Genomic DNA, 18,503 nt, shown 5'->3' on the forward strand with positions numbered 1-18,503 from the left:
TCCCCGGGTTCTCACGTTCGGGCATCGCTAGGCTCGAAACGTGGCAGAGCCGAACTCCTCAGGGTCGCACGACGGCGGTTCCGCGAGCGACCGCGGGAGCGGTCACCCTCGTGAGCATCCGCACGACCGCGGAAGCACCCCAGACCGCGGAAGCGTGCACAACCGCGGAAGCACCCCAGACCGCGGAAGCACCCCAGACCGCGGAAGCGCGCACAACCGCGAGCTGACCCGGCTCGAGCGCGCGATCGACCGGGCGGCGCACCGCGTACTCGCCGGGAAGCCCGCCACCGGGCTGCGCGGCTTCGCCGTCGAGGCCGCGGTCTTCGTGCTGAAGCAGGCGTGGGCCTGCGTCTTCGGGGCACTGCTGCTCGCGGTGATCGTGGCTGCGCGCCTCTGGTACCCCGACGACGCCCTGCTCGCCAGGAACGACGCCCTCACGATCGCGGCGGTGCTGATCCAGATCGGCATGCTCGCATTTCGGCTCGAGAGCGGCCGCGAGCTGTGGGTGATCGTGCTGTTCCACATCACGGGCACGGCCATGGAGCTCTTCAAGACCGACATGGGCTCGTGGAGCTACGACGGGGATGGCGTGCTGCGCATCGGCGCGGTGCCGCTCTTCAGCGGCTTCATGTACGCGGCCGTCGGCTCGTACATGGTGCGGGTGTTCCGGCTGCACGAGCTGCGCTTCAGCCGCTACCCGGCGCGGTGGGCCACGACGGTGCTCGCGGCGCTCATCTACCTGAACTTCTTCGGCCACCATTACGTCTGGGACTTCCGGTGGGTGCTGCTCGCGGGCGTCGTGCTGCTGTGGTGGCGCACGATCATGCACTTCCGGGTGTGGCGGGCCTGGCTGCGGGCGCCGCAGCTGCTGATCTTCGCGGGGGTCGCGCTGTTCATCTGGCTCGCCGAGAACATCGCCACCTGGGGCGGCGCCTGGCTCTACCCGGACCAGCTCGACGGCTGGCACCTCGTGTCGCCGCAGAAGCTGATCTCCTGGTTCCTGCTGATGATCATCTCGGTCGTGATGGTCACCTGGGTGTACCCTCCGAGGGCGCCGGATCCCGAATCAGGCCCGGATTCCGAGCCCGGCCAGGATCCCGCGCGAGATGCCGGATAGAGGCGGGCGCAGGGTCCCGAGCCCGGGCGCGCTCCCGACCCCGAACGGCGTTCTGCGCCGGATCCGTGAGGGGATCCGGCGCAGAACGCTGACTCGGAGTACGGGGCCTCGCGGCCCACACTAGGAGAGGAAGGGGAGCGTGAAGATCCCGAAGCTCAGCAGCGACAGCACCACGATCAGCGCGAGCGCCGCGAGGGCGAGCATCGCCCCGTTGAGCGCGATGCCCCAGATGGTGAGCGTGCGCTCCGAGGTGCCGCGGCGCAGCGCGACGATGCCGAGGATCAGGCCGGCGAGCGGGGCGAAGAAGGTCCAGCCGCTCACGACCGAGACGAGGCCCAGCACGAAGCTCGCGATGCCGAGCCCGCGGGTGTCGTCGTTCGCGACCGCCGGTGCGGTACCGACGGGCTGCGCGGATCCGGCCGGATGCATCGACCGGCCCGGCTGAGCGCCGTTCGCGGCCTCGGCCGGCGCGGCGGCGGCTTCGCCGAGCAGGGACGTGTCGGCGAGCGGCGTCGTCTGCGCGGTGTCGGCCAGCACGGCGGTGTCGGCGAGCGGGGTGGTGGGGAAGGTTGCGGTGCTCATGGTGTCGGCTCCTCGGACGGGGCGCTGCGGGGTGCTGCGCTTCGATACTTCGAGCGTAGGATCCGACCCCCGTGCCGCGCGTCCTCCCGCGGTGCCGTCCGAGTGATACCGCGGTCTGATCCCGGGTTCGCGGTGCGATCCGGCCGCGGTCTGATCCCGAGCTCGCGGTGCGATCCGGCCGAGGTCTGATCCCGGGCCCGCAGTGTCGCCTCGCGGGCCCGGATGCCGCCCGGGCTGCATCCCGACCGGCATCCGGGGAGGATCAGTGCGAGGCGGCCGACACGTCGGTGCCCTTGGGCGTCATGAAGAACACGAGCGCGGCGACGGCGAGCATGATGGCGCCTCCCGCGATCCCGGTCGCCTGCATCGAGTGCGTGAACGCGACGCCGGCCTCGTGGGCGAGCTCCGGGATCCCGAGTTCGCCCGAGATCGCGACGGCGGCGCCGAGCGACTCCTCCGCCTGGGCGGCGAGCCTCGGGTCGACCGCGTCGAGCAGGCCGCCCGCGGTGAACTCCGCCCGGTACATGAGTGCCGAGATGCTGCCGAGGATCGCGACGCCGAGCACGGCGCCGAGCTCGTACGAGGTCTCCTCGAGCGCACCGGCGTTGCCGGCCTTCTCCTCGGGGGAGCCGTGCATGATCATCGCGGAGCCGATGGCGAGGGATCCGGTGCCGGCGCCCACGAGGGTGAGCGCGATGAGCACCGTGACGCCGTTCAGCGTGCCCGGCTGGAGGCCGACGAGCAGCATGCCGACGCCCGCGAACCCGACACCGCCGGCGAGGACGGCGCGGGCCCCGATGAGGCGCGCCAGCGGGGGAGCCGCGAGCGAGGCGATCGCGCCGGCGATCGCGACGGGGAACAGCCGGATCCCGGCCTCGACGGGCGAGGCGCCATCGACGAGCTGCATCCACTGCGCGAGCAGCAGCAGGGCGGCGACCATCGCGAAGGTCGAGCCGAGCGCCGCGATGATGCCCGCCGAGAACGGACGGCTGCGGAAGAGGCGAAGCTCGAGCAGGGGGTCCGTGCGGCGGAAGCTCCGGATCCCGAACCACGCGAGCAGCCCGCCGCCCGCGACGAGGGCGGCCCACGCCTCGGGCACCAGCAGGCTGGCCTCCTTGCCGAAGGCCTTGATCGCCCAGATGAGCAGCGTCATGCCGACGAGGGAGAGGAGCGCGGCGAGCACGTCCCAGCGGCCCGGGCTCGCGACCCGCGACTCGGGCAGCAGGAAGATGCCCGCGATCACGCCGATCAGCATGAGCGGCACGTTGATGAGGAACGCGGCGTGCCACGAGAAGTGCTCGAGCAGGAAGCCGCCGACGAGCGGGCCCACGGCGGCGCCGAGGCCCGAGACCGCGGCCCAGATGCTGAGGGCGGTGGCGCGCTCCCTGGGGTCGGTGAAGATGACCCGGATCAGGGAGAGCGTCGTCGGCATGATCATCGCGCCGCCGAAGCCGAGCAGGGCGCGGATCGCGATGACCGACTCCGCCGTCGAGGCGAAGAGCACGAGCAGGGAGGCCCCGCCGAAGATCGTGTAGCCGAGCAGCAGCATGCGCTTGCGGCCCCAGCGATCGGCGATCGCGGCGAACGAGACCAGCAGGCCGGCGAGGATCAGGGAGTAGATGTCGACGATCCAGAGCTGCTGCGCCGAGGTGGGGTGCAGCTCGGCCGCCATCTCGGGCAGCGCGATGTTGAGGATCGTCATGTCCATCGTGATCACCAGCAGGCTCGCGGTGAGCACGGCGACGGCGGCCCAGCGGCGGCCGCGGGTGAGCCGCGGGGCGGTGCCGGGGGCCGGGTTCGCGGCGGTGCCGGCGGGTGCGGACGGGGTGGACATGGTTATCGGTTCTCCGGTCGGGTGGGCATCGCCGCGAGCGCGCGGAGCGTGTCGGCGAGGTGGTCGGGTGAGATCGGGGCGTCGTGCAGCGCCGCGTGCATCGTGGCGCCGTCGAGGTAGGTGGCGATGGCGATCGCGCGCTCTCGGCCGAGGCGGGCGGCGATCATGTCGACCATGCGGTCGAACCAGCGCAGGGCGAGCGCCCGCATGCGGGCGTCGGTGGTGCCGGCCGTCATCAGCGCGATGTCGGCGTGCACCTGGCGCGAGTCGAGCAGGAAGCGGTGCATGGCCTCGGCGAGGCGGTCGAAGTCGTCGCCGTCCTCGTCGATGAGATGCTGCATCTCGGCGAGCTCCTCGTCGATCTGCTCGGCCAGCAGCTCGAGGGCGGCCTCGCGCAGCTCGTCGATCGACGAGAAGTACTGCGTTGTCGAGCCGAGCGCCACGCCGGCCCGCTTCGCGATGGCGCGATGCGTGAGGGCTGCGGCGCCGTTCTCGATGACGAGCTCGGCCGCGGCGGTGAGGATCGCCCGGCGTCGGCCCTCGGGGTCGTGCCGACGCCGGACGGGCGGGGAGGGGATCGCGGACGCCGGTGCTGCTTCTGCGGTTGCGGCGTCGGCGTTGGCCGTCGGTGCTGCTGCTGCCGTCGCTGGTGCTGCTGCTTCGACGGTCGCTGCTGCTTCTGCGGTTGCGGGCATGATTCCCTCCTCTCGGCGCCTCAATTTGGACGCTTGTACATGTACATTTGTACATCACTGATCGCGGCGGTGGCAATCCCGCTCGCGGCTCTCCCAGATTTCGCTCGGTTTCGACGAGGATGCCGTTGTCGGTGCGGCAGGGTAGCGTGGGCCGCGAAAACCGGGCACCGCGCCCGGTCACCAGAAGGGGAAACGATGACGACGCAGATCAGCACCGCCGACCTGTACGACGTGCAGGGCGAGGAGCTGCAGTCGACGCCGCTGCAGTTCCAGAACATCGGGGCCGTGAGCTCCTTCAGCGGTCCCATCCGCACCGTCCGGTGCTTCCAGGACAACGCCCTGCTCAAGCAGATCCTCGGCACGCCGGGGGAGGGGGCGGTGCTCGTGATCGACGGCGGCGGCTCGCTCGAGACGGCGCTCGTGGGCGACATCATCGCGACCCTGGGTGTCGACAACGGGTGGGCCGGGCTCATCGTGAACGGGGCGATCCGGGATCGCGTGGCGATCTCCACGCTGCCCATCGGGGTGAAGGCGCTCGGCTCGAACCCCGCGAAGTCGACGAAGACGGGTGAGGGCGAGGCGGATGTGCCGGTCACCTTCGGCGGCATCACCTACCGGCCGGGCGCCACCGTGTGGTGCGACGATGACGGGATCCTCGCCGAGCACTAGGGTCGCGGGCGCGGGGGCGGGCGCGGGAGCGGGGGCGGGCGCGGGAGCGGGGGTTCCACCGGACCGTCCGTGGGTGACGCCCGCGCGATCTCCTCGGACGCGGGCGTGGGATCAGAGCGCGGGCAGCTGCCTCACGAGGGTGCCGGATCCGCGGATGGTCGCGGCGCCCGCCGCGATGCAGCGGGCCTTGAGCTCGGCGTCGCTCGTGACGACCGTGACTCGGCTGCCGGTCGCGACGAGACGCGCCACCTCGCCCACGATCGTGTCGTCTCCGAGGCCCGGGGCGTCGACCACGGCGGCGTGCGCGCCTCCGGCGATTCCGCGCGAGACGCCCTCGGTGACGATCACCCAGTCGGGGAAGGCGAGGTGCAGGCCGGGCACCCTCGTCTCGGGCAGGTCGAGGAACCCCGAGCGGACGCCGGTCTCGGCGAGCCGGTCGATGCGATCCCGCAGTCGCTCGGCGGCGGCGCGGCGATCCCTCCACCAGCCGTCGGGCACCGACCCGACCACGTTCGCCGCGTCGACCACGACGGTCGGGGTCGCGTCGAGCAGCGGGCGGAGCAGGGGCCAGCTGGCGGCGAAGCCGGGGTGCAGCGCGTGGCGCTCGACGTCGTCGAGCGGAGCCCAGGCGAGGGCGTGGCTCTCGGCGTCGGTGATGGTGGGCTCGAAGGGGGTGACGACGTCGGCGATCAGGGTCGTGTAGGTCCAGCCGCCGCGATCCAGCACGTGCGTGAACCGCGGCTGCACGGCGTCGTCGGGGATCCCGGCCTCCTCCTGGGACTCGCGGATCGCACCCGCGGTCGCCGCCTCGCCCTCGTGGCGGGCGCCCCCGGGGATGCCCCAGGTGTTGCCGTAGTCGCTCCAGGAGACGCGGTGCTGCAGCAGGATGGCGTCGCGCGCGCGGTCGTAGGCGAGCAGCCCGGCGGCGCCGAAGCGACCCCAGTAGCGCCCGCCGTCCGCGGCCGTGACCCAGGCGTCGCCGGGATCCCTCATGTCGCTCATATTCCCCCGTTGCGCCTCTCGCCCTGACTTCCCATTCTGTCGTGCCCGCGAGGTCGAGGGCCAGACCTCTGTCTCGGGGCCCCTGGGTCGGAGCCCTCGGGCCGGAGCCCTCGGGCTACGCCCGCTTGACCACGCTCGACTTCAGCTGCATGGGGCCGAAGCCGTCGATCCTGCAGTCGATATCGTGGCCGTCGTGCCCGTCGACGAGGCGGATGCTCTTCACCTTGGTGCCGGCCTTGATGGTGCCGCCGCCCTTCACCCTGAGATCCTTCGCGACCGTCACGGCATCGCCGTCGCTGAGCACGTTGCCGGCCGCGTCGCGGACCTCGCGAGGGGCATCCGCGCCGCCGGCCGCACCGTTGTCGTCCGAGCCCGCCTCGTCGGATCCGCCGTCGCCCGGTGCCCACTCGTGCGCGCACTCGGGGCAGATCAGCAGTGCGCCCATCTCGTAGACGTAGGGGCTCTGGCACTCGGGGCATGGGGGAAATTCGTCGCTCATGCTCTCAGCCTAGGGGCCGGTGCGACGACCGGTGCGACGGCCGGCGTTGCGGTCGGTGTGTGCGCCTTTCCAAGCACCCGGCGATGGGGGAGAATCGAGGCATGGAGAACGTCAATGACCCGGTGACCGCCCTTCGGGAAGACGAGTGCTGGGAGCACCTGCGCGCGCACCAGCTCGGGCGCCTCGTGACCCGGGTGGGGGATGTCGTCGACATCTTCCCCGTGAACTACGTCGTCGACGGCGAGTCGATCGTGTTCCGCACCGCCGAGGGCGGCAAGCTCGCCGGCCTCACCATCAACGCGTCGGTGCTGTTCGAGGTCGACGAGTACACCGCAGACGACGCCTGGAGTGTCGTCGTGCGCGGGCAGGCGCACCGGATCGCCGACGAGGAGGAGCTCGCCGCCGTCGAGCAGCTGCCACTCGCGCCGATGGTGCCGACGCTGAAGCTCAACCACATCAGGATCACGCCCGACTCCGTGACAGGGCGCTCATTCAGGCGCGGGCCAGAGCCCGGCGTGTTCGACGTGCATCCATACTGAGGGTTGTGTCCGACTGCGATCGGTTGCAACCGATGATTCTGCGGCCGGACTGCCGGGTGGTCATCTGCGTCTCGAAAGTATGGGTAAGATAGAGGGGTTGCTTCGGCAGCGGACCGGCTCCGGCTGATTCCGTTGGAAGAGACGACGGGCTGTGGCGCAGCTTGGTAGCGCACTTGACTGGGGGTCAAGTGGGTTAGTGGGCTGTTTCGGTCTGAAAAGTGAACAACGGGATGTGGCGCAGCTTGGTAGCGCACCTGACTGGGGGTCAAGTGGGTTAGTGGGCTGTTTCGGTCTGAAAAGTGAACAACGGGATGTGGCGCAGCTTGGTAGCGCACCTGACTGGGGGTCAGGGGGTCGCAGGTTCAAATCCTGTCATCCCGACAGAAAAGCCCTGGTGAGATGGTAAATCTCACCAGGGCTTCGTCGTCTCGCTGGAGGGGTTTATGTAGACCTCTGCTCGCTCCGTGACGGTCGTCCAGCGGCCGGCCCGAGAACGCCGTCTACGACGAGCCGGGACCAAACCGGGACCAGAGGGCATGATCCCGTCCCCTTCTTCAGCTGATCGAGGGCGCACGGGAGTCCCGCACCGGATGTTGAACACCCGTGGAACCTTGGCTGCTGAGGAAGGCGTTGGCCTGTGCGGCGGCGTCCGCCAGGTGCCGGGTGTCGGGGTGCAGATACCCTCGCGTGGTTTCCAAAGACTTGTGCCCGAGGATCCCCTGCAGCACATGCAGAGGGATGCCCGCATCGGCGAGCCAGGTTGCTCCGGTGTGCCGCAGGCCGTGCCGAGTGAGGTTCGGCAAACCGAGTTCCGTGACCACCGCATCCCACTTCGTGGCGTCGCGAACGGTAGCGGTCGTGAGGACGCCTCCGCGCGGCCCGGTGAGGAGTCGCTCATCCGGCGCGCGACCAGCGGTAAGACGTCGGAGGACAGGCTCGAGGGGCTGCAGGATCGGGACGTGTCGAATCTCGCGCCCTTTGGTCTGCTTCGTGACCAGCCCACCGGAGCCGGGGAAAGTCTGGCGCCGGATCGTCACGATCCGCTGATCCCAGTCCACGTCGCCGACCTGTAGCCCTGCAACTTCGGATCCTCGGGAAGCAAGGAGAGCGCAGAGCATGACGAAGTCTGAGTAGCTTTGGTGAACCTTGCCGCAGGCATTCGCCAAGGTAGTGAGCGTCGCAAGATCTTTGAGGGCATGTACTCGCGGTGACGTGTCGTTCTCGACGACGGTGAGGGCGGTCTTGCCTAGGCTGCGACGCGAACGCTGGCGGGCGGGGTTGCTCTGGATGACATCGTCGCGGACTGCTTCATCGAGCACGCGCACGAGCGGTGCGATTGTGTTCTTGATCGTCGACGCGGAGCAGCGCGTTTCCCAGTCATCGATCGTGCGATCGATCATGCCTGCCGTAATCTGCGAGATCGGGAGATGGCCCAGGGACGGCAGGACGCGCAAGCGAAGGCCGACTTTGTATCCGTCCACGGTGGAGGTGGGATCCAAGCCCCGCATCCAACGGTCGCCGATAAAGGTGACGTACTCCGACAGCGAGATACGCCGGTCGATTCCGGTCTCTGCCGAGGCCTGCAAGCCTCGGAAGAACTCCTCGGCCGCTTCTTCGTCCGGAACGACGAGTGCACGAACCATCCGCTTCTTCGTCTCGGGGTCTGTCCATCTCGCCCGAGCGCGGATGCCTGATCGTCGGTACTCCAGGTCGGTGGCGACCTTCACCCCGATCGGTGGAATGGGCGGCAGGCCGTTATCAGGGCCGCTCATGGCTCAGCGACTCCAACCAGGCTTCGACTGCGTCGAGCCGATACCGGGTGATGCCTCCCAACTTGAGGAACGGCGGCCCCTTCTCATCTGCCCGCCACCGCGACAGCGTTGACTCCGATACCTTGAGGAGCACGGCCACCTCGTGACTATCGAGGAGCGGCGAGGTCAGGGCTGGCTCGTCGCTCATGGCTGCTCCCGCCACTCGAGGTTCGTGATCTCTCGGATCGTGGCGTTCTGCTCCGCCCGACGTGCAAGTACTTGCTCTTCCACGAACGCGAGGAAGTCCTCGGTGCGGTTCGTGACCGTGCGCTCGGTCGTGTCGGGAGCCTCCCAGTCTTCGGCTTCACCGCCGGGCCACTCGGTGATGCGGGTGGCGCGGTCGCGGTCGAGGCGGGTGCCGGAGATCGTGACCCAGTCGCGGAGGCGCTCGCGCGCGATCGCGAAGTCGTGGTGCCAGGCGAGGGCCTGGTTGCCTTTGGCCTGCGGGTCGAAGCAGAACAGCCAGTGCTGCCTGAGCGCCGACAGCTCCCACAGGAGTTCGGGGTGCCGGTGCCACATCGGCGGCACGACCTGGGCGGGCAGCCCGTAGGTGTGGCGGAGCCAGTCGACCCAGGCGTTCAGCTCGAGGAGCTCATGCTCGACATCGCCGGGCGGCAGCGTGCGCCAGTTGATCGGCCTGGGGACAGCGCCGAGAGTCTTCGCGATGTCGTTCGCGTACGCCTGCCTCGCGACCTCTCGGGCTGTCGCCGCGACATCCGGCGGCAGCCCCTCGTCGGCACCATCAGCCGGGGCGTCGCCCCCAGCAGGCGGGGCGTCGCCCCCGGCAGGCGGGGTGGGGTCGGTATTCATCAGAGGTACTCCAAACGCGTGAACGAGAAAGAAGGGCAGCGCGTGGCGCTGCAATGAGGGGCGGGTGCGGCAGCCGGCCGAGTCGCGGGGCGGGCTGCCGCACCCGGGTCAGCGGGCGACCGCTTCCCGCTGCACGGCCGGGGTCGTGGCGGCCTGGGGCGTGTCGGGGTCGAGCTGCGCTTCGCGTTCGGCGAGCGCCTGCTGCATCTCCCGGGCGGGGGTGTCGTGCTGCGGGCTGTCGCGGTCGGGGCGGCGACGATCGACGGTGTAGTTCGTGGTGTTGTTGTCGTGCCCGATCCGGGACGCGACGTACTGCTCGCGCTCCTGGCCCTCACTGTTGGTGTACTCGCGCTTCTCGGCCACGGCGATGAAGTTGTCGCCCTTGCGGAACTTCTCGTACGCGCGTTCGGCGGACTTGCGGTACATCACCAGATCACCGAAGTCGGGCTCGAGCTCGGTGAACGAGCTGTCCTCCTCGCGTCGGGACTGCGGCTCACCGATCCGGGCATAGAACCGCGCATCGCCTTTGCTCGTGAACGTCAGCTCCGGGTCGGAAGCGATGAACCCCCACAGCGGCTTCTTCTGCCGCTGCTGCTCCTCGGCTTGATCCTGCGGTTCGTCGGCCATCAGCTTCACTCCTTGCCTCGCGCCCCGCAGCCGTGGTGCGGGGTCACCAGGCAGGTACGACCCCCACCAGAGACTTACGCCTCCTCGTCACCGTCAGCACCATCCGTGGCCTCCGGGCTGGGGGTGGAACCGTGCTGGAGGGTCTGCTCGATCTCGGCGCGGTCGGTGCGGAGCTGTTTCGCACCGGGGCGGGCCGTCCAGGGGCGCAGCCGGGTGATGATCGGGCGTGCGGTGCGGAGCATCACGACCCCGGTGCCGAACGGCAGGGTTCGCAGGATGTCGGGCGGGAGGATCGGCACCCTGCGGATGGATCGCTGGTTGGAGTGCGCGCCGTAGGCGTCGGTCGTGATCGCGTCGGTGGTCTCGTCCCGTTCCCCGATCAACGTGGAGAGGTCTTGCAGGTCGCGGGAGTTGGAGGCGCCGCCGAGGATGATCTTCACGATCGCCGCATCCCAGATCGCCGACGCCTGGTTCTCACCCCACTTCTCCCGCGCCTGCGCGAGCGACTGCAGCACCGGCACCGGAGTGATCCCGGTACCCCCGCCTTCGGCCATCAGCGTCGGCAGCGACGGCAAGGGGCTCAAGTTTCCGATCTCGTCCAGCATGAGCAGCAGGGGCGGGTCGAGGCGCGCCCCGGGTGAGCGGGCCGCGATCTTCCTCGCAGTCTCGACGAGGTCTTCGATGAACGCGGCCACGAGCGCCGCCGACGCCCCCGCCCCCGCCCCGGTCGCAAGCAAGTAGAGGGTGCCGTTGCCGGTGAGGAACTCTTCGGGGTCGAACTCCTCCCCACCCGCCGGGGTGACCGCGTCCAGTACGCGCGGGTCGGCGAGCGCGGCGAACGCGAGGGACACGCCCTGCCAAATCGAGTCGCGGGTGCGGGGGTCGGCTTGCACCATCGCGTCCAGCGAGTCGGCCCACCCGTCGGCCGCTGCGGGGTGGGAGGAGAGGATCCTGACCGCGTCGGCGGCGAGCGTGGGGTTCAGCGCCCACTGGTACAGGGTGCGCGCGTCCCGGCCGTCGAGGGCGGCGGCGTGGAGGAGGCACTGGATCGCGGCGGTCGTTTTCCCTTCCCAGAAGCCCGCGTCCTGCACGCCGCCGAACCCGGTCGCTGTGGCGAGGCCTTTCGCGCGGATCATCGCCGTGAGCGGATCCTGACAGCCGCGCACCGGCGACCACCGCATCCCCGCCGGAAGCCCCGGCGCGAGCTGTTGCGGATCGAACACCGCGACCTTCCCTTTCCGGGCACGGGCCTGCATCGTCGCGGTGAGATTGTCCGGCCGCGTCGACGTCGTGATCACCGCGCCCGGGGCGTCGAGGATCGCGTTCACGGCAACGAAGAACCCTTTACCCGCACGCGGCGGCCCGATGAGGAGGATCGAGTCCTCCACGGTCGCCCACACCTGCCCGCCCTTGCCGTGCCCGAGGAAATACCCGACCTGCTCCGGCGTCACCGTCCCGTTCAGTGACGGGCGCAGCGTCGACGCCTTCCGCAGCAGCGCTTTCCGGGAGGCGACCTTCACGACCTCGGCCGCGGTCGCCGTTCCCGCGAGCCGGTGCGGATCTACCGTCGACCTTGCGCGGAGGATCGCCCGCACCACGAGCAGGATCGCCCCGGCCAGGGTGAGGAGGAAGGCGGCGACGACCGCCCAGTACAGGATCGGGTTCAGCCCGTCCGCGCCGAGCGCCGCACCCGGGTCGAGCGGGGTGGCGAGCACGCCGAGTCCGGAGGTGAACCCGCCCGACGGCTCGGGGAGGCCGGTGAGGAACGCGGCCACGGTGCCTGCGAGGCGGAGCAGCCCGGTGAACGCGGCGGCAGCGACGAGGGCGCCGAGTGCGAGATTGATGAAGACGTCGTTGGCAGGCCTCGCCTGCACCGGCCCAGACATACGGCACCTGCCTCCCGACCCCAGGGGTTGAACGGTGGGTGGGGTCAGGAGGCAGGTGCGGCGGCAGCAGCGGGGTCTGGTCGAAGCGGGTTGCTGGGTTAGTCGATGCGTTGCACGGAGGCGGTGCCGGAGATCCGGCCGAACAGCAGCACCTCCCCGGCAGGCTTCGGCGCCTCGCCCCGATCCAGGAGCGCCCGCACACCTCCGGTGTGGTCGGCGGAGGCGTGCCGCAGGATCACCGCGACCGCGACATCCTCCCCGGCGATGAACCCGTCCGCAGTGAACTCCACCAAGCTCGACAGTGGCATCCCCTGCGACGGACTCTCGGGTGGGGCGAACGGGGAAGGCGGTGCGGGCGGGGTGAGGACATCGGCCTGGATGCTGCCATCGAGCTCTCGCACCTCCACCCGCGTCGGGGACGCGAGCCTGGCGACGAGCTCGGTGACGGTCTGCGCGATCGCGTCCCGGCGGATCGGGGTCGCGGCGAGCTTGTCGCCGTTGACCGTCACGATCAGCGTGTCCGCGCTCACCGCCTCGAGCAGAATCTGCGGCAACACCGCAGGCACCACCACTGTCCGTGGCGTGTCGGCTGGGGTGGTCGGCTGGGGCTGCGTACGGCGGCGACGTGGAAGGCTCATGCCATGAAGGTGCGACCCGCGCCCGGCCGTCCCGGCTCTGGCCGCTCGGTCACTTCGACGATGAGGGTCGCTTCGCGTTCGGCGAGCTCGGAGATCGCGCCGGCCCAGCCTTCCGCGATCACGATCAGGCGCTCGTAGCCGGCCGACGCGATCTCGCCCTCGGCGAACGTCACCCACGGATACCGGCCGCGAGGCTCGGCAAGGCAGGCTTCGGACTCCCACGTCCAGGAGGTGGGGACGCGCTCATCATCAGACCAGTCGGTGCCGGTGTACTGCTCGGTGATCGCCAGCCGGGGCGAGGAGCCGGCCATCGGGGTGAACACGTAGTGCCCGGCCCCGAACGTGACCGGATCCGCATCCGCCAAGAACACGTGCTTCCCGAACCTGCGGCCAATCTCCCGCAGCCCGTCATCGAGAGCCATCATGTTCCGCACCAGCTCCTCCCGAGAGAGACTCATGACGCCCCTCCCGCCTCGCCGGGATTGGCGTGTTTCCGCGGATCTTTGGCTGTCTCTATAGCCGCATCTTCTTGACCGAGGTTCATGTCTCTCAGGTGCGCTCCGCCCGCCCGCTGTAACGGACTTACCGCTTGTCGAGAATCCTGACGGGCTGTGGACGGGCACCCCGACCACGATCCGGCTGGACGATCTCGACGTCATCTGCCATGTCCTCGGTTGCGAGCCGACTGATCTTCTCGTGCCCGAGCCCGAGAAGGTCCGAGCCCGCAAGCCCGGCGCCCGTCGGCGGGTAGAAGCGAGTGGGAGCACGAATATGGTCGCGCCCCGGTTCGGCCCGAAGAACGATCGGCCGGCGCCACCGCTATGAGTCCGGCACGCGGCCCGAACGGACCCTTGAGTCCGCCGCTGCCCTGGACTGCGTGCGGGGTGAAGCCGGCCGCGTGGCTCACGCCCCGAATCGACTTCTGCTACGACTGCATCCCCGGCGGCCCGTTCACACCGCCGGCGTGCAGCAAGTGCGGATCGGCCGAGTATTACAGCCAAGGGCTCTGCGCCCACTGTCACCCCGGCAGCCCCGGCTTCATCGGCTCCTGCCGCGACTGCCTCGCCTGGGGCGTCTACCGGCAACGCAACTGGCGGTGCTGGAAGTGCCGCTGGTGGTTCACGCACTACCCGCAGGGCGAGTGTGTCTCCTGCCACCGCGAGGTCACCATCGGTGAGCAGGGCTACTGCCGCCTCTGCCTGGAAACCGCCCGCTACCACCAGACGCCCGGCGAACCGCTCGACCTCGACGCGGCCCGCAAGTACGGCCAGCAGCTCTTCCTCGCCTCGATGAACGACTCCCGCCGGCCCGCAGAACTCCGCCTGCCGATGGCGATGAGCATCCGCGAAGCGCTCAAAGTCATCAACACGCCGCCGCCGGTTCCCGCCAGCTACCAGCCGGTGCTGTTTCCTATCGACCCCGACCCCGAACGCCTCCGTCAGCGCTCCAATGAGATCAGGCTGCGCGACATCACCAGCCGCACCGACCACTTCCTCTACGCCCGCGCCCGCGAGTACGCATGGAGCAAGCGACAGACCAACCAGGTCAGGCGCACCCTGAAGGTCCTGCAGTTGGTGTTCCCCGGCGCGAATCTGCGCTTTCGCGCCTCTGACATCCTCGCGATGCGCAGCTACGACGGCGGAAGCAACATGCGCTCCACCATCGAAGTCCTCGAAGACGCGGGGCTGCTCATCGACGATCGGGGGCCCTCGTTCACCACGCTCTTCGAACGCAAGACTCACGCCCTTCCTGAGCCGATGCGATCCCAGCTCGAGCTCTGGCGCGACATCATGGTCGACGGTTCCAAGACCCCGCCGCGCCGTCAGCCCCGCGACACGATGACCGTCAAAGGCCAGATGTATGGCATTCTTCCCGCGATCACTCGCTGGGTCGAAGACGAGCGCACCAGCCTCGCAGGGATCAGCACCGAAGACATCGTCGCCGCCCTCCCTGACGACCCCTCGCGCCGTCACACCATGATGCTCGGCTTCCGCAGCCTGTTCACGATCCTGCGCGGCCGCAAGCAGGTCTTCATCGACCCGACAAATGCGATCCCGCTGCGCGGCCCCAGACGCAACCTCCCGCTGCCGATGGAACCCACCGCGATCCGCGACGCGCTCACCAATCCCGACCCCGCGATCGCGTTGGCCGTCTCGCTCGTCGCCTTCCACGCCCTGACCACGCAGCAGGTCCAGCACATCCAACTCACCGACATCATCGACGGACGTCTGTGAATGCCCGACGGCCGCTTCATCCCGCTCGCGAAACCTGTCCGCGTCCGCCTGAGCGCGTGGCTCGACCACCGTGCCCAGCGCTGGCCGGAAACGAAGAACCCCTACCTGCTCGACACCGTCCAGACCGCGCCCCGTCTCTCACCGCCCGGCCGGAACTTCCCCTGGAAGAAGGCCGGAGTGACAGCCCAGGCCCTGCGCACCGACCGGATTCTCTACGAAGTCGAGCAGACCGGCGGAGACGTCAGGCGCATCTGCGACCTCTTCGGCATCGGCATCGAGGCCGCCCTCCACTACGCCCGCACCGTCACAGACCCGCCTGACACCACGGCCGACAGTGCGTGACCCCCAGAAGATGAACCTTCGGCAAACACCCGCCGAGATGCGTCTCGCCGACTTGCCGCCTGCTTCGATATCAGTCAATATAGATGTATGTCGAATCAAGAGGTCGAGTTGGTCATCGTCGGGTCCGGTCCCGCCGGGTACACCGCAGCGGTCTACGCCGCTCGTGCGGGGCTTGCCCCGGTCGTGATCGCCGGCTCGGTGACCGCGGGCGGGGCGTTGATGACGACGACCGAGGTGGAGAACTTCCCCGGCTTCGTCGATGGTGTGCAGGGTCCGGAGTTGATGGAGTCGATGCGGGCGCAGGCTGAGCGGTTCGGCGCTCGGATCGTCTACGACGACGCGATTCGCCTCGACCTCGAGGGCGACGTGAAGATCATCGAGACGGGTGCCGGGATGACGTATCGGGCGCGGGCGGTGGTCCTGGCGATGGGTTCCGCGTACCGCAAGCTCGGCCTCCCCGAGGAAGAGCGCCTGTCGGGGCACGGAGTGTCCTGGTGCGCGACGTGCGACGGGTTCTTCTTCCGCGACAAGGAGATCGCCGTGATCGGTGGCGGGGATTCCGCGATGGAGGAGGCGCTGTTTCTCACCCGGTTCGCGTCGAAAGTGACCGTCGTGCACCGCCGGGACGAGTTCCGGGCGTCGAAGATCATGGCACGGCGCGTGCTGGACGACCCGAAGATCGAGGTCGCCTGGAACAGCGAGGTCGCCGCGATCCTCGGCGACGAGCAGGTCACCCGGCTCACGCTGCGCGATACCGTCACCGGGGCCGAGCGGAGACTCGACGCGACGGGGGTGTTCGTCGCGGTCGGGCACGACCCGCGCTCCGAGCTCGTGACCGGCCAGGTCGACACCGACGCGGACGGGTACGTGCGGGTCGCGCACCCGTCGACGCGGACGAACCTGGCCGGGGTGTTCGCGGCCGGGGATCTCGTCGATCACACGTACCGGCAGGCGATCACCGCCGCGGGCACCGGCTGCGCGGCCGCGCAGGACGCCCAGCACTACCTGTCGAACCTTGCTCCCGCCACCGTTTCCGCACCTGTTCTGGAGGTTTCCGCATGAGCACCGTCACCCCCGTCACCGACGCCACGTTCCGGGCTGAAGTGCTCGAGTCCGAGCTGCCCGTCGTGGTCGACATCTGGGCGGCCTGGTGCGGGCCGTGTAAGGCGGTCGCCCCGATCCTGGACCAGCTCGCCGGTGAGTACGCGGGCCGGGTGAAGATCGTGAAGGTCGATGCCGATCAGAACCCCGAGACCGTGACCGCGGCCGGCGTGACCTCGATCCCGACCCTCGGGTTCTACCGGAACGGGGAACGGGCGGACGTGTTGATCGGCGCGCAGCCGAAGCCCGTCTACGCGACGAAGATCGAGGAGCTGCTCGCATGACCGACACCGTGACCCGCACCGCACCGAAACGGCTCTCCACCCTCGACAAGTGGCTGCCGCTGTGGATCGGCCTCGCCATGGTCGCCGGTCTCCTCCTCGGCCGGTTCGTGCCTGTGCTCTCCGACGTGCTGTCCGCGATGGAGGTCGGTGGGATCTCGGTCCCGATCGGGCTGGGCCTGCTGGTGATGATGTATCCGGTGCTCGCGAAGGTCCGCTACGACAAGGTCGCCGCCGTCACCGGCGACAAGAAGCTCCTGGTCTCTTCGCTCGTGATGAACTGGCTCGTGGGGCCGGCGGTGATGTTCGCCCTGGCCTGGATCTTCCTGCCGGATCTGCCCGAGTACCGCACCGGGCTGATCATCGTCGGGCTCGCCCGCTGCATCGCGATGGTCGTGATCTGGAACGATCTGGCCTGCGGTGACCGGGAAGCGACCGCGGTGCTGGTGGCGATCAACTCGGTGTTCCAGGTCGTCGCGTTCTCCCTGCTGGGCTGGTTCTATCTCACCGTCCTGCCGGGCTGGCTGGGGTTGGACACGCAAGGGCTGGAGATCTCGGTCTGGCAGATCGCGCTGAATGTGATCGTCTTCCTCGGCGTCCCCCTCGCCGCGGGGTTCGCGTCGCGGTGGATCGGCGAGAAGCGGAAGGGGCGCGACTGGTACGAGGAGACGTTCCTTCCGAGGGTCGGGCCGTGGGCGCTGTACGGGCTGCTGTTCACGATCGTGCTGCTGTTCGCCCTCCAGGGCGAACAGGTCACCTCCCGGCCGATGGACGTCGCCCGGATCGCACTTCCCTTGCTGGTGTACTTCGGGCTGATGTGGTTCGCGGGGCTGCTGCTCGGCAAGAGGATCGGCCTGAGCTACGCGCGATCGACGACGCTCGCGTTCACCGCGGCCGGGAACAACTTCGAACTGGCCATCGCGGTCGCCATCGGCACCTTCGGTGCGGCCTCCGGGCAGGCCTTGGCGGGGGTCGTCGGCCCGCTCATCGAGGTGCCCGTGTTGGTGGGGCTGGTCTACGTCTCGCTCTGGGCGGCGAAAGCCTGGTTCCGCACCGACCCCTACACCACCGAATCCATGATCGAATCGAGGACGTCATGACCGACGCTGCTGTCCTTCCCGACGCCGAGGCGTGCGCGCCCTCCGCGATGCACGCGATCGGCGCCGACGCAGCTGCGACTGTGGCCGGGGCGCTCAAGGCGCTGGCGGATCCGCTGCGGCTGCGGATGCTGTCCGCGATCGCGACCGACCCGCGCGGCGAGTCCTGCGTGTGCGATCTCGCGGAGCTCGCCGACGTGTCCCAGCCGACCGTCTCCCACCATCTGAAGGTGTTGAAGGAGACCGGGATGCTGCGGTCCGAGCGGCGCAGTACGTGGGTCTGGTACCGGATCGCGCCGGGCAAGCAGCGCGCCGTCGCGGCCCTCCTCGACGCGTTCGCACCAGCGGCAGTCGCCGACGAGCCGGAGGACGCTCAGGCGCGAGTTGAAGCGTTGCGGCAGATGGACGCCCGCGTGACCCGGCTCGCCGAGGAACTGGCCGACGAGCTGACCGGGCTGCATCGTGATGTCGTGATCGCGATCGTGCGCGAGTCCTACGCGGGCCTGGTGCGGTCGGCGAAGCTGACGCAGCACATGATCCCGCTGACCGAGCGCTTCGCCCGCCAGCGCCTCGCCGACCTCACCCGGGATCGGTCTTCGGGGGTGCCGCAGGTGCTGTTCGTGTGCGTGCAGAACGCGGGCCGTTCCCAGCTCGCCGCCGCCATCGTCAACCAGCTCGCCGACGGCCGAGTGATCGCCCGTTCCGCAGGCTCGACCCCGGCGTCGGACCTGCACCCGCA

Annotated in this window: 22 protein-coding genes and 1 tRNA gene; 11 read left to right on the forward strand and 12 right to left on the reverse strand. The window is 69.5% G+C overall.

Annotated elements, in window-relative coordinates; translation table 11 throughout:
* Positions 1-223: 223 nt before the first annotated feature.
* Positions 224-1,117 carry a DUF817 domain-containing protein gene (locus tag JD276_RS02585; RefSeq protein WP_200113665.1) on the forward strand — a complete coding sequence of 298 codons (894 nt, stop codon included), beginning with the start codon at positions 224-226 and terminating at the stop codon, positions 1,115-1,117.
* 120 nt (positions 1,118-1,237) lie between these two features.
* Here JD276_RS02585 and JD276_RS15815 read toward each other — a convergent pair whose 3' ends face one another.
* The 3 genes from JD276_RS15815 to JD276_RS02600 all read right to left on the reverse strand — a co-directional run bounded on the left by JD276_RS15815 (position 1,238) and on the right by JD276_RS02600 (position 4,228).
* Positions 1,238-1,699: a DUF4190 domain-containing protein gene (locus JD276_RS15815; protein ID WP_233615247.1), complete on the reverse strand. Its 462-nt coding sequence runs from the start codon at positions 1,697-1,699 to the stop codon at positions 1,238-1,240.
* 262 nt (positions 1,700-1,961) lie between these two features.
* A complete protein-coding gene (locus tag JD276_RS02595) occupies positions 1,962-3,533 on the reverse strand; it encodes an MFS transporter (RefSeq protein WP_200113622.1) in 1,572 nt (523 codons plus the stop codon).
* Between the two features lie 2 nt (positions 3,534-3,535).
* Positions 3,536-4,228 carry a TetR/AcrR family transcriptional regulator gene (locus JD276_RS02600; RefSeq protein ID WP_200113623.1) on the reverse strand — a complete coding sequence of 231 codons (693 nt, stop codon included), beginning with the start codon at positions 4,226-4,228 and terminating at the stop codon, positions 3,536-3,538.
* A gap of 195 nt (positions 4,229-4,423) precedes the next feature.
* Between JD276_RS02600 and rraA the strand changes: the two genes are divergently transcribed.
* A complete protein-coding gene (rraA, locus tag JD276_RS02605; protein WP_200113628.1) occupies positions 4,424-4,897 on the forward strand; it encodes a ribonuclease E activity regulator RraA in 474 nt (157 codons plus the stop codon).
* Positions 4,898-5,008: 111 nt separating this feature from the next.
* On the opposite strand, the gene JD276_RS02610 is transcribed toward rraA, so the two are convergent.
* On the reverse strand, positions 5,009-5,899 hold the full coding sequence (locus JD276_RS02610; RefSeq protein WP_200113630.1) for an NUDIX domain-containing protein: 891 nt from the start codon (positions 5,897-5,899) through the stop codon (positions 5,009-5,011).
* A 115-nt stretch (positions 5,900-6,014) separates the two neighbouring features.
* Entirely contained in the window at positions 6,015-6,398 is a 384-nt protein-coding gene (locus JD276_RS02615; protein ID WP_200113632.1) for a zinc ribbon domain-containing protein YjdM, read from the reverse strand.
* A 101-nt stretch (positions 6,399-6,499) separates the two neighbouring features.
* On the opposite strand from JD276_RS02615, the gene JD276_RS02620 reads away from it, so the two are divergent.
* Together JD276_RS02620 and JD276_RS02625 are read left to right on the forward strand one after the other, a co-directional pair.
* Positions 6,500-6,937, forward strand: a complete 438-nt coding sequence (locus JD276_RS02620; protein WP_200113634.1) for a pyridoxamine 5'-phosphate oxidase family protein — start codon at positions 6,500-6,502, stop codon at positions 6,935-6,937.
* A 307-nt stretch (positions 6,938-7,244) separates the two neighbouring features.
* Positions 7,245-7,318 (forward strand) — tRNA-Pro (locus tag JD276_RS02625).
* Between the two features lie 173 nt (positions 7,319-7,491).
* Here JD276_RS02625 and JD276_RS02630 read toward each other — a convergent pair.
* The 7 genes from JD276_RS02630 to JD276_RS02660 form a co-directional block, all read right to left on the reverse strand.
* Entirely contained in the window at positions 7,492-8,709 is a 1,218-nt protein-coding gene (locus tag JD276_RS02630; protein ID WP_200113635.1) for a tyrosine-type recombinase/integrase, read from the reverse strand.
* Positions 8,696-8,896, reverse strand: coding sequence for a helix-turn-helix transcriptional regulator (locus JD276_RS02635; RefSeq protein ID WP_054683737.1), 201 nt, complete (start codon positions 8,894-8,896; stop codon positions 8,696-8,698). The genes JD276_RS02630 and JD276_RS02635 overlap by 14 nt, the downstream gene beginning before the upstream one ends.
* The gene (locus JD276_RS02640; protein WP_082406265.1) at positions 8,893-9,558 is read right to left on the reverse strand and encodes a hypothetical protein; all 666 of its coding nucleotides are present in this window, start codon (positions 9,556-9,558) and stop codon (positions 8,893-8,895) included. Before JD276_RS02640 ends, JD276_RS02635 begins: the two co-directional genes overlap by 4 nt.
* Positions 9,559-9,666: 108 nt before the next feature.
* The gene (locus tag JD276_RS02645) at positions 9,667-10,185 is read right to left on the reverse strand and encodes a single-stranded DNA-binding protein (RefSeq protein ID WP_200113636.1); all 519 of its coding nucleotides are present in this window, start codon (positions 10,183-10,185) and stop codon (positions 9,667-9,669) included.
* A gap of 74 nt (positions 10,186-10,259) precedes the next feature.
* Entirely contained in the window at positions 10,260-12,071 is a 1,812-nt protein-coding gene (locus tag JD276_RS02650) for a TraM recognition domain-containing protein (protein WP_082406263.1), read from the reverse strand.
* 98 nt (positions 12,072-12,169) lie between these two features.
* Positions 12,170-12,628: a hypothetical protein gene (locus tag JD276_RS02655; protein WP_200113637.1), complete on the reverse strand. Its 459-nt coding sequence runs from the start codon at positions 12,626-12,628 to the stop codon at positions 12,170-12,172.
* Between the two features lie 77 nt (positions 12,629-12,705).
* Entirely contained in the window at positions 12,706-13,167 is a 462-nt protein-coding gene (locus JD276_RS02660; RefSeq protein WP_054683731.1) for a hypothetical protein, read from the reverse strand.
* 181 nt (positions 13,168-13,348) lie between these two features.
* On the opposite strand from JD276_RS02660, the gene JD276_RS02665 reads away from it, so the two are divergent.
* From JD276_RS02665 to JD276_RS02695, 7 genes are all read left to right on the forward strand, one after another.
* The gene (locus tag JD276_RS02665) at positions 13,349-13,534 is read left to right on the forward strand and encodes a helix-turn-helix domain-containing protein (protein ID WP_233615258.1); all 186 of its coding nucleotides are present in this window, start codon (positions 13,349-13,351) and stop codon (positions 13,532-13,534) included.
* Between the two features lie 59 nt (positions 13,535-13,593).
* Positions 13,594-14,943, forward strand: coding sequence for a hypothetical protein (locus JD276_RS02670; protein WP_200113638.1), 1,350 nt, complete (start codon positions 13,594-13,596; stop codon positions 14,941-14,943).
* On the forward strand, positions 14,944-15,285 hold the full coding sequence (locus JD276_RS02675) for a hypothetical protein (protein WP_200113639.1): 342 nt from the start codon (positions 14,944-14,946) through the stop codon (positions 15,283-15,285).
* Positions 15,286-15,372: 87 nt separating this feature from the next.
* Entirely contained in the window at positions 15,373-16,347 is a 975-nt protein-coding gene (gene trxB / locus JD276_RS02680) for a thioredoxin-disulfide reductase (RefSeq protein ID WP_200113641.1), read from the forward strand.
* A complete protein-coding gene (gene trxA / locus JD276_RS02685; protein WP_054683720.1) occupies positions 16,344-16,670 on the forward strand; it encodes a thioredoxin in 327 nt (108 codons plus the stop codon). Before trxB ends, trxA begins: the two co-directional genes overlap by 4 nt.
* Complete coding sequence (gene arsB, locus JD276_RS02690) at positions 16,667-17,767, forward strand: ACR3 family arsenite efflux transporter (protein ID WP_054683717.1); 1,101 nt, start codon at positions 16,667-16,669, stop codon at positions 17,765-17,767. Before trxA ends, arsB begins: the two co-directional genes overlap by 4 nt.
* The coding region (locus JD276_RS02695) for a metalloregulator ArsR/SmtB family transcription factor (RefSeq protein WP_200113642.1) at positions 17,764-18,503 on the forward strand (740 nt) is incomplete at its 3' end. The genes arsB and JD276_RS02695, both read left to right, overlap by 4 nt.

Origin of the sequence: Leucobacter chromiisoli, from assembly GCF_016522505.1 — a bacterium.
In the GTDB taxonomy this organism is placed as follows: domain Bacteria; phylum Actinomycetota; class Actinomycetes; order Actinomycetales; family Microbacteriaceae; genus Leucobacter; species Leucobacter chromiisoli.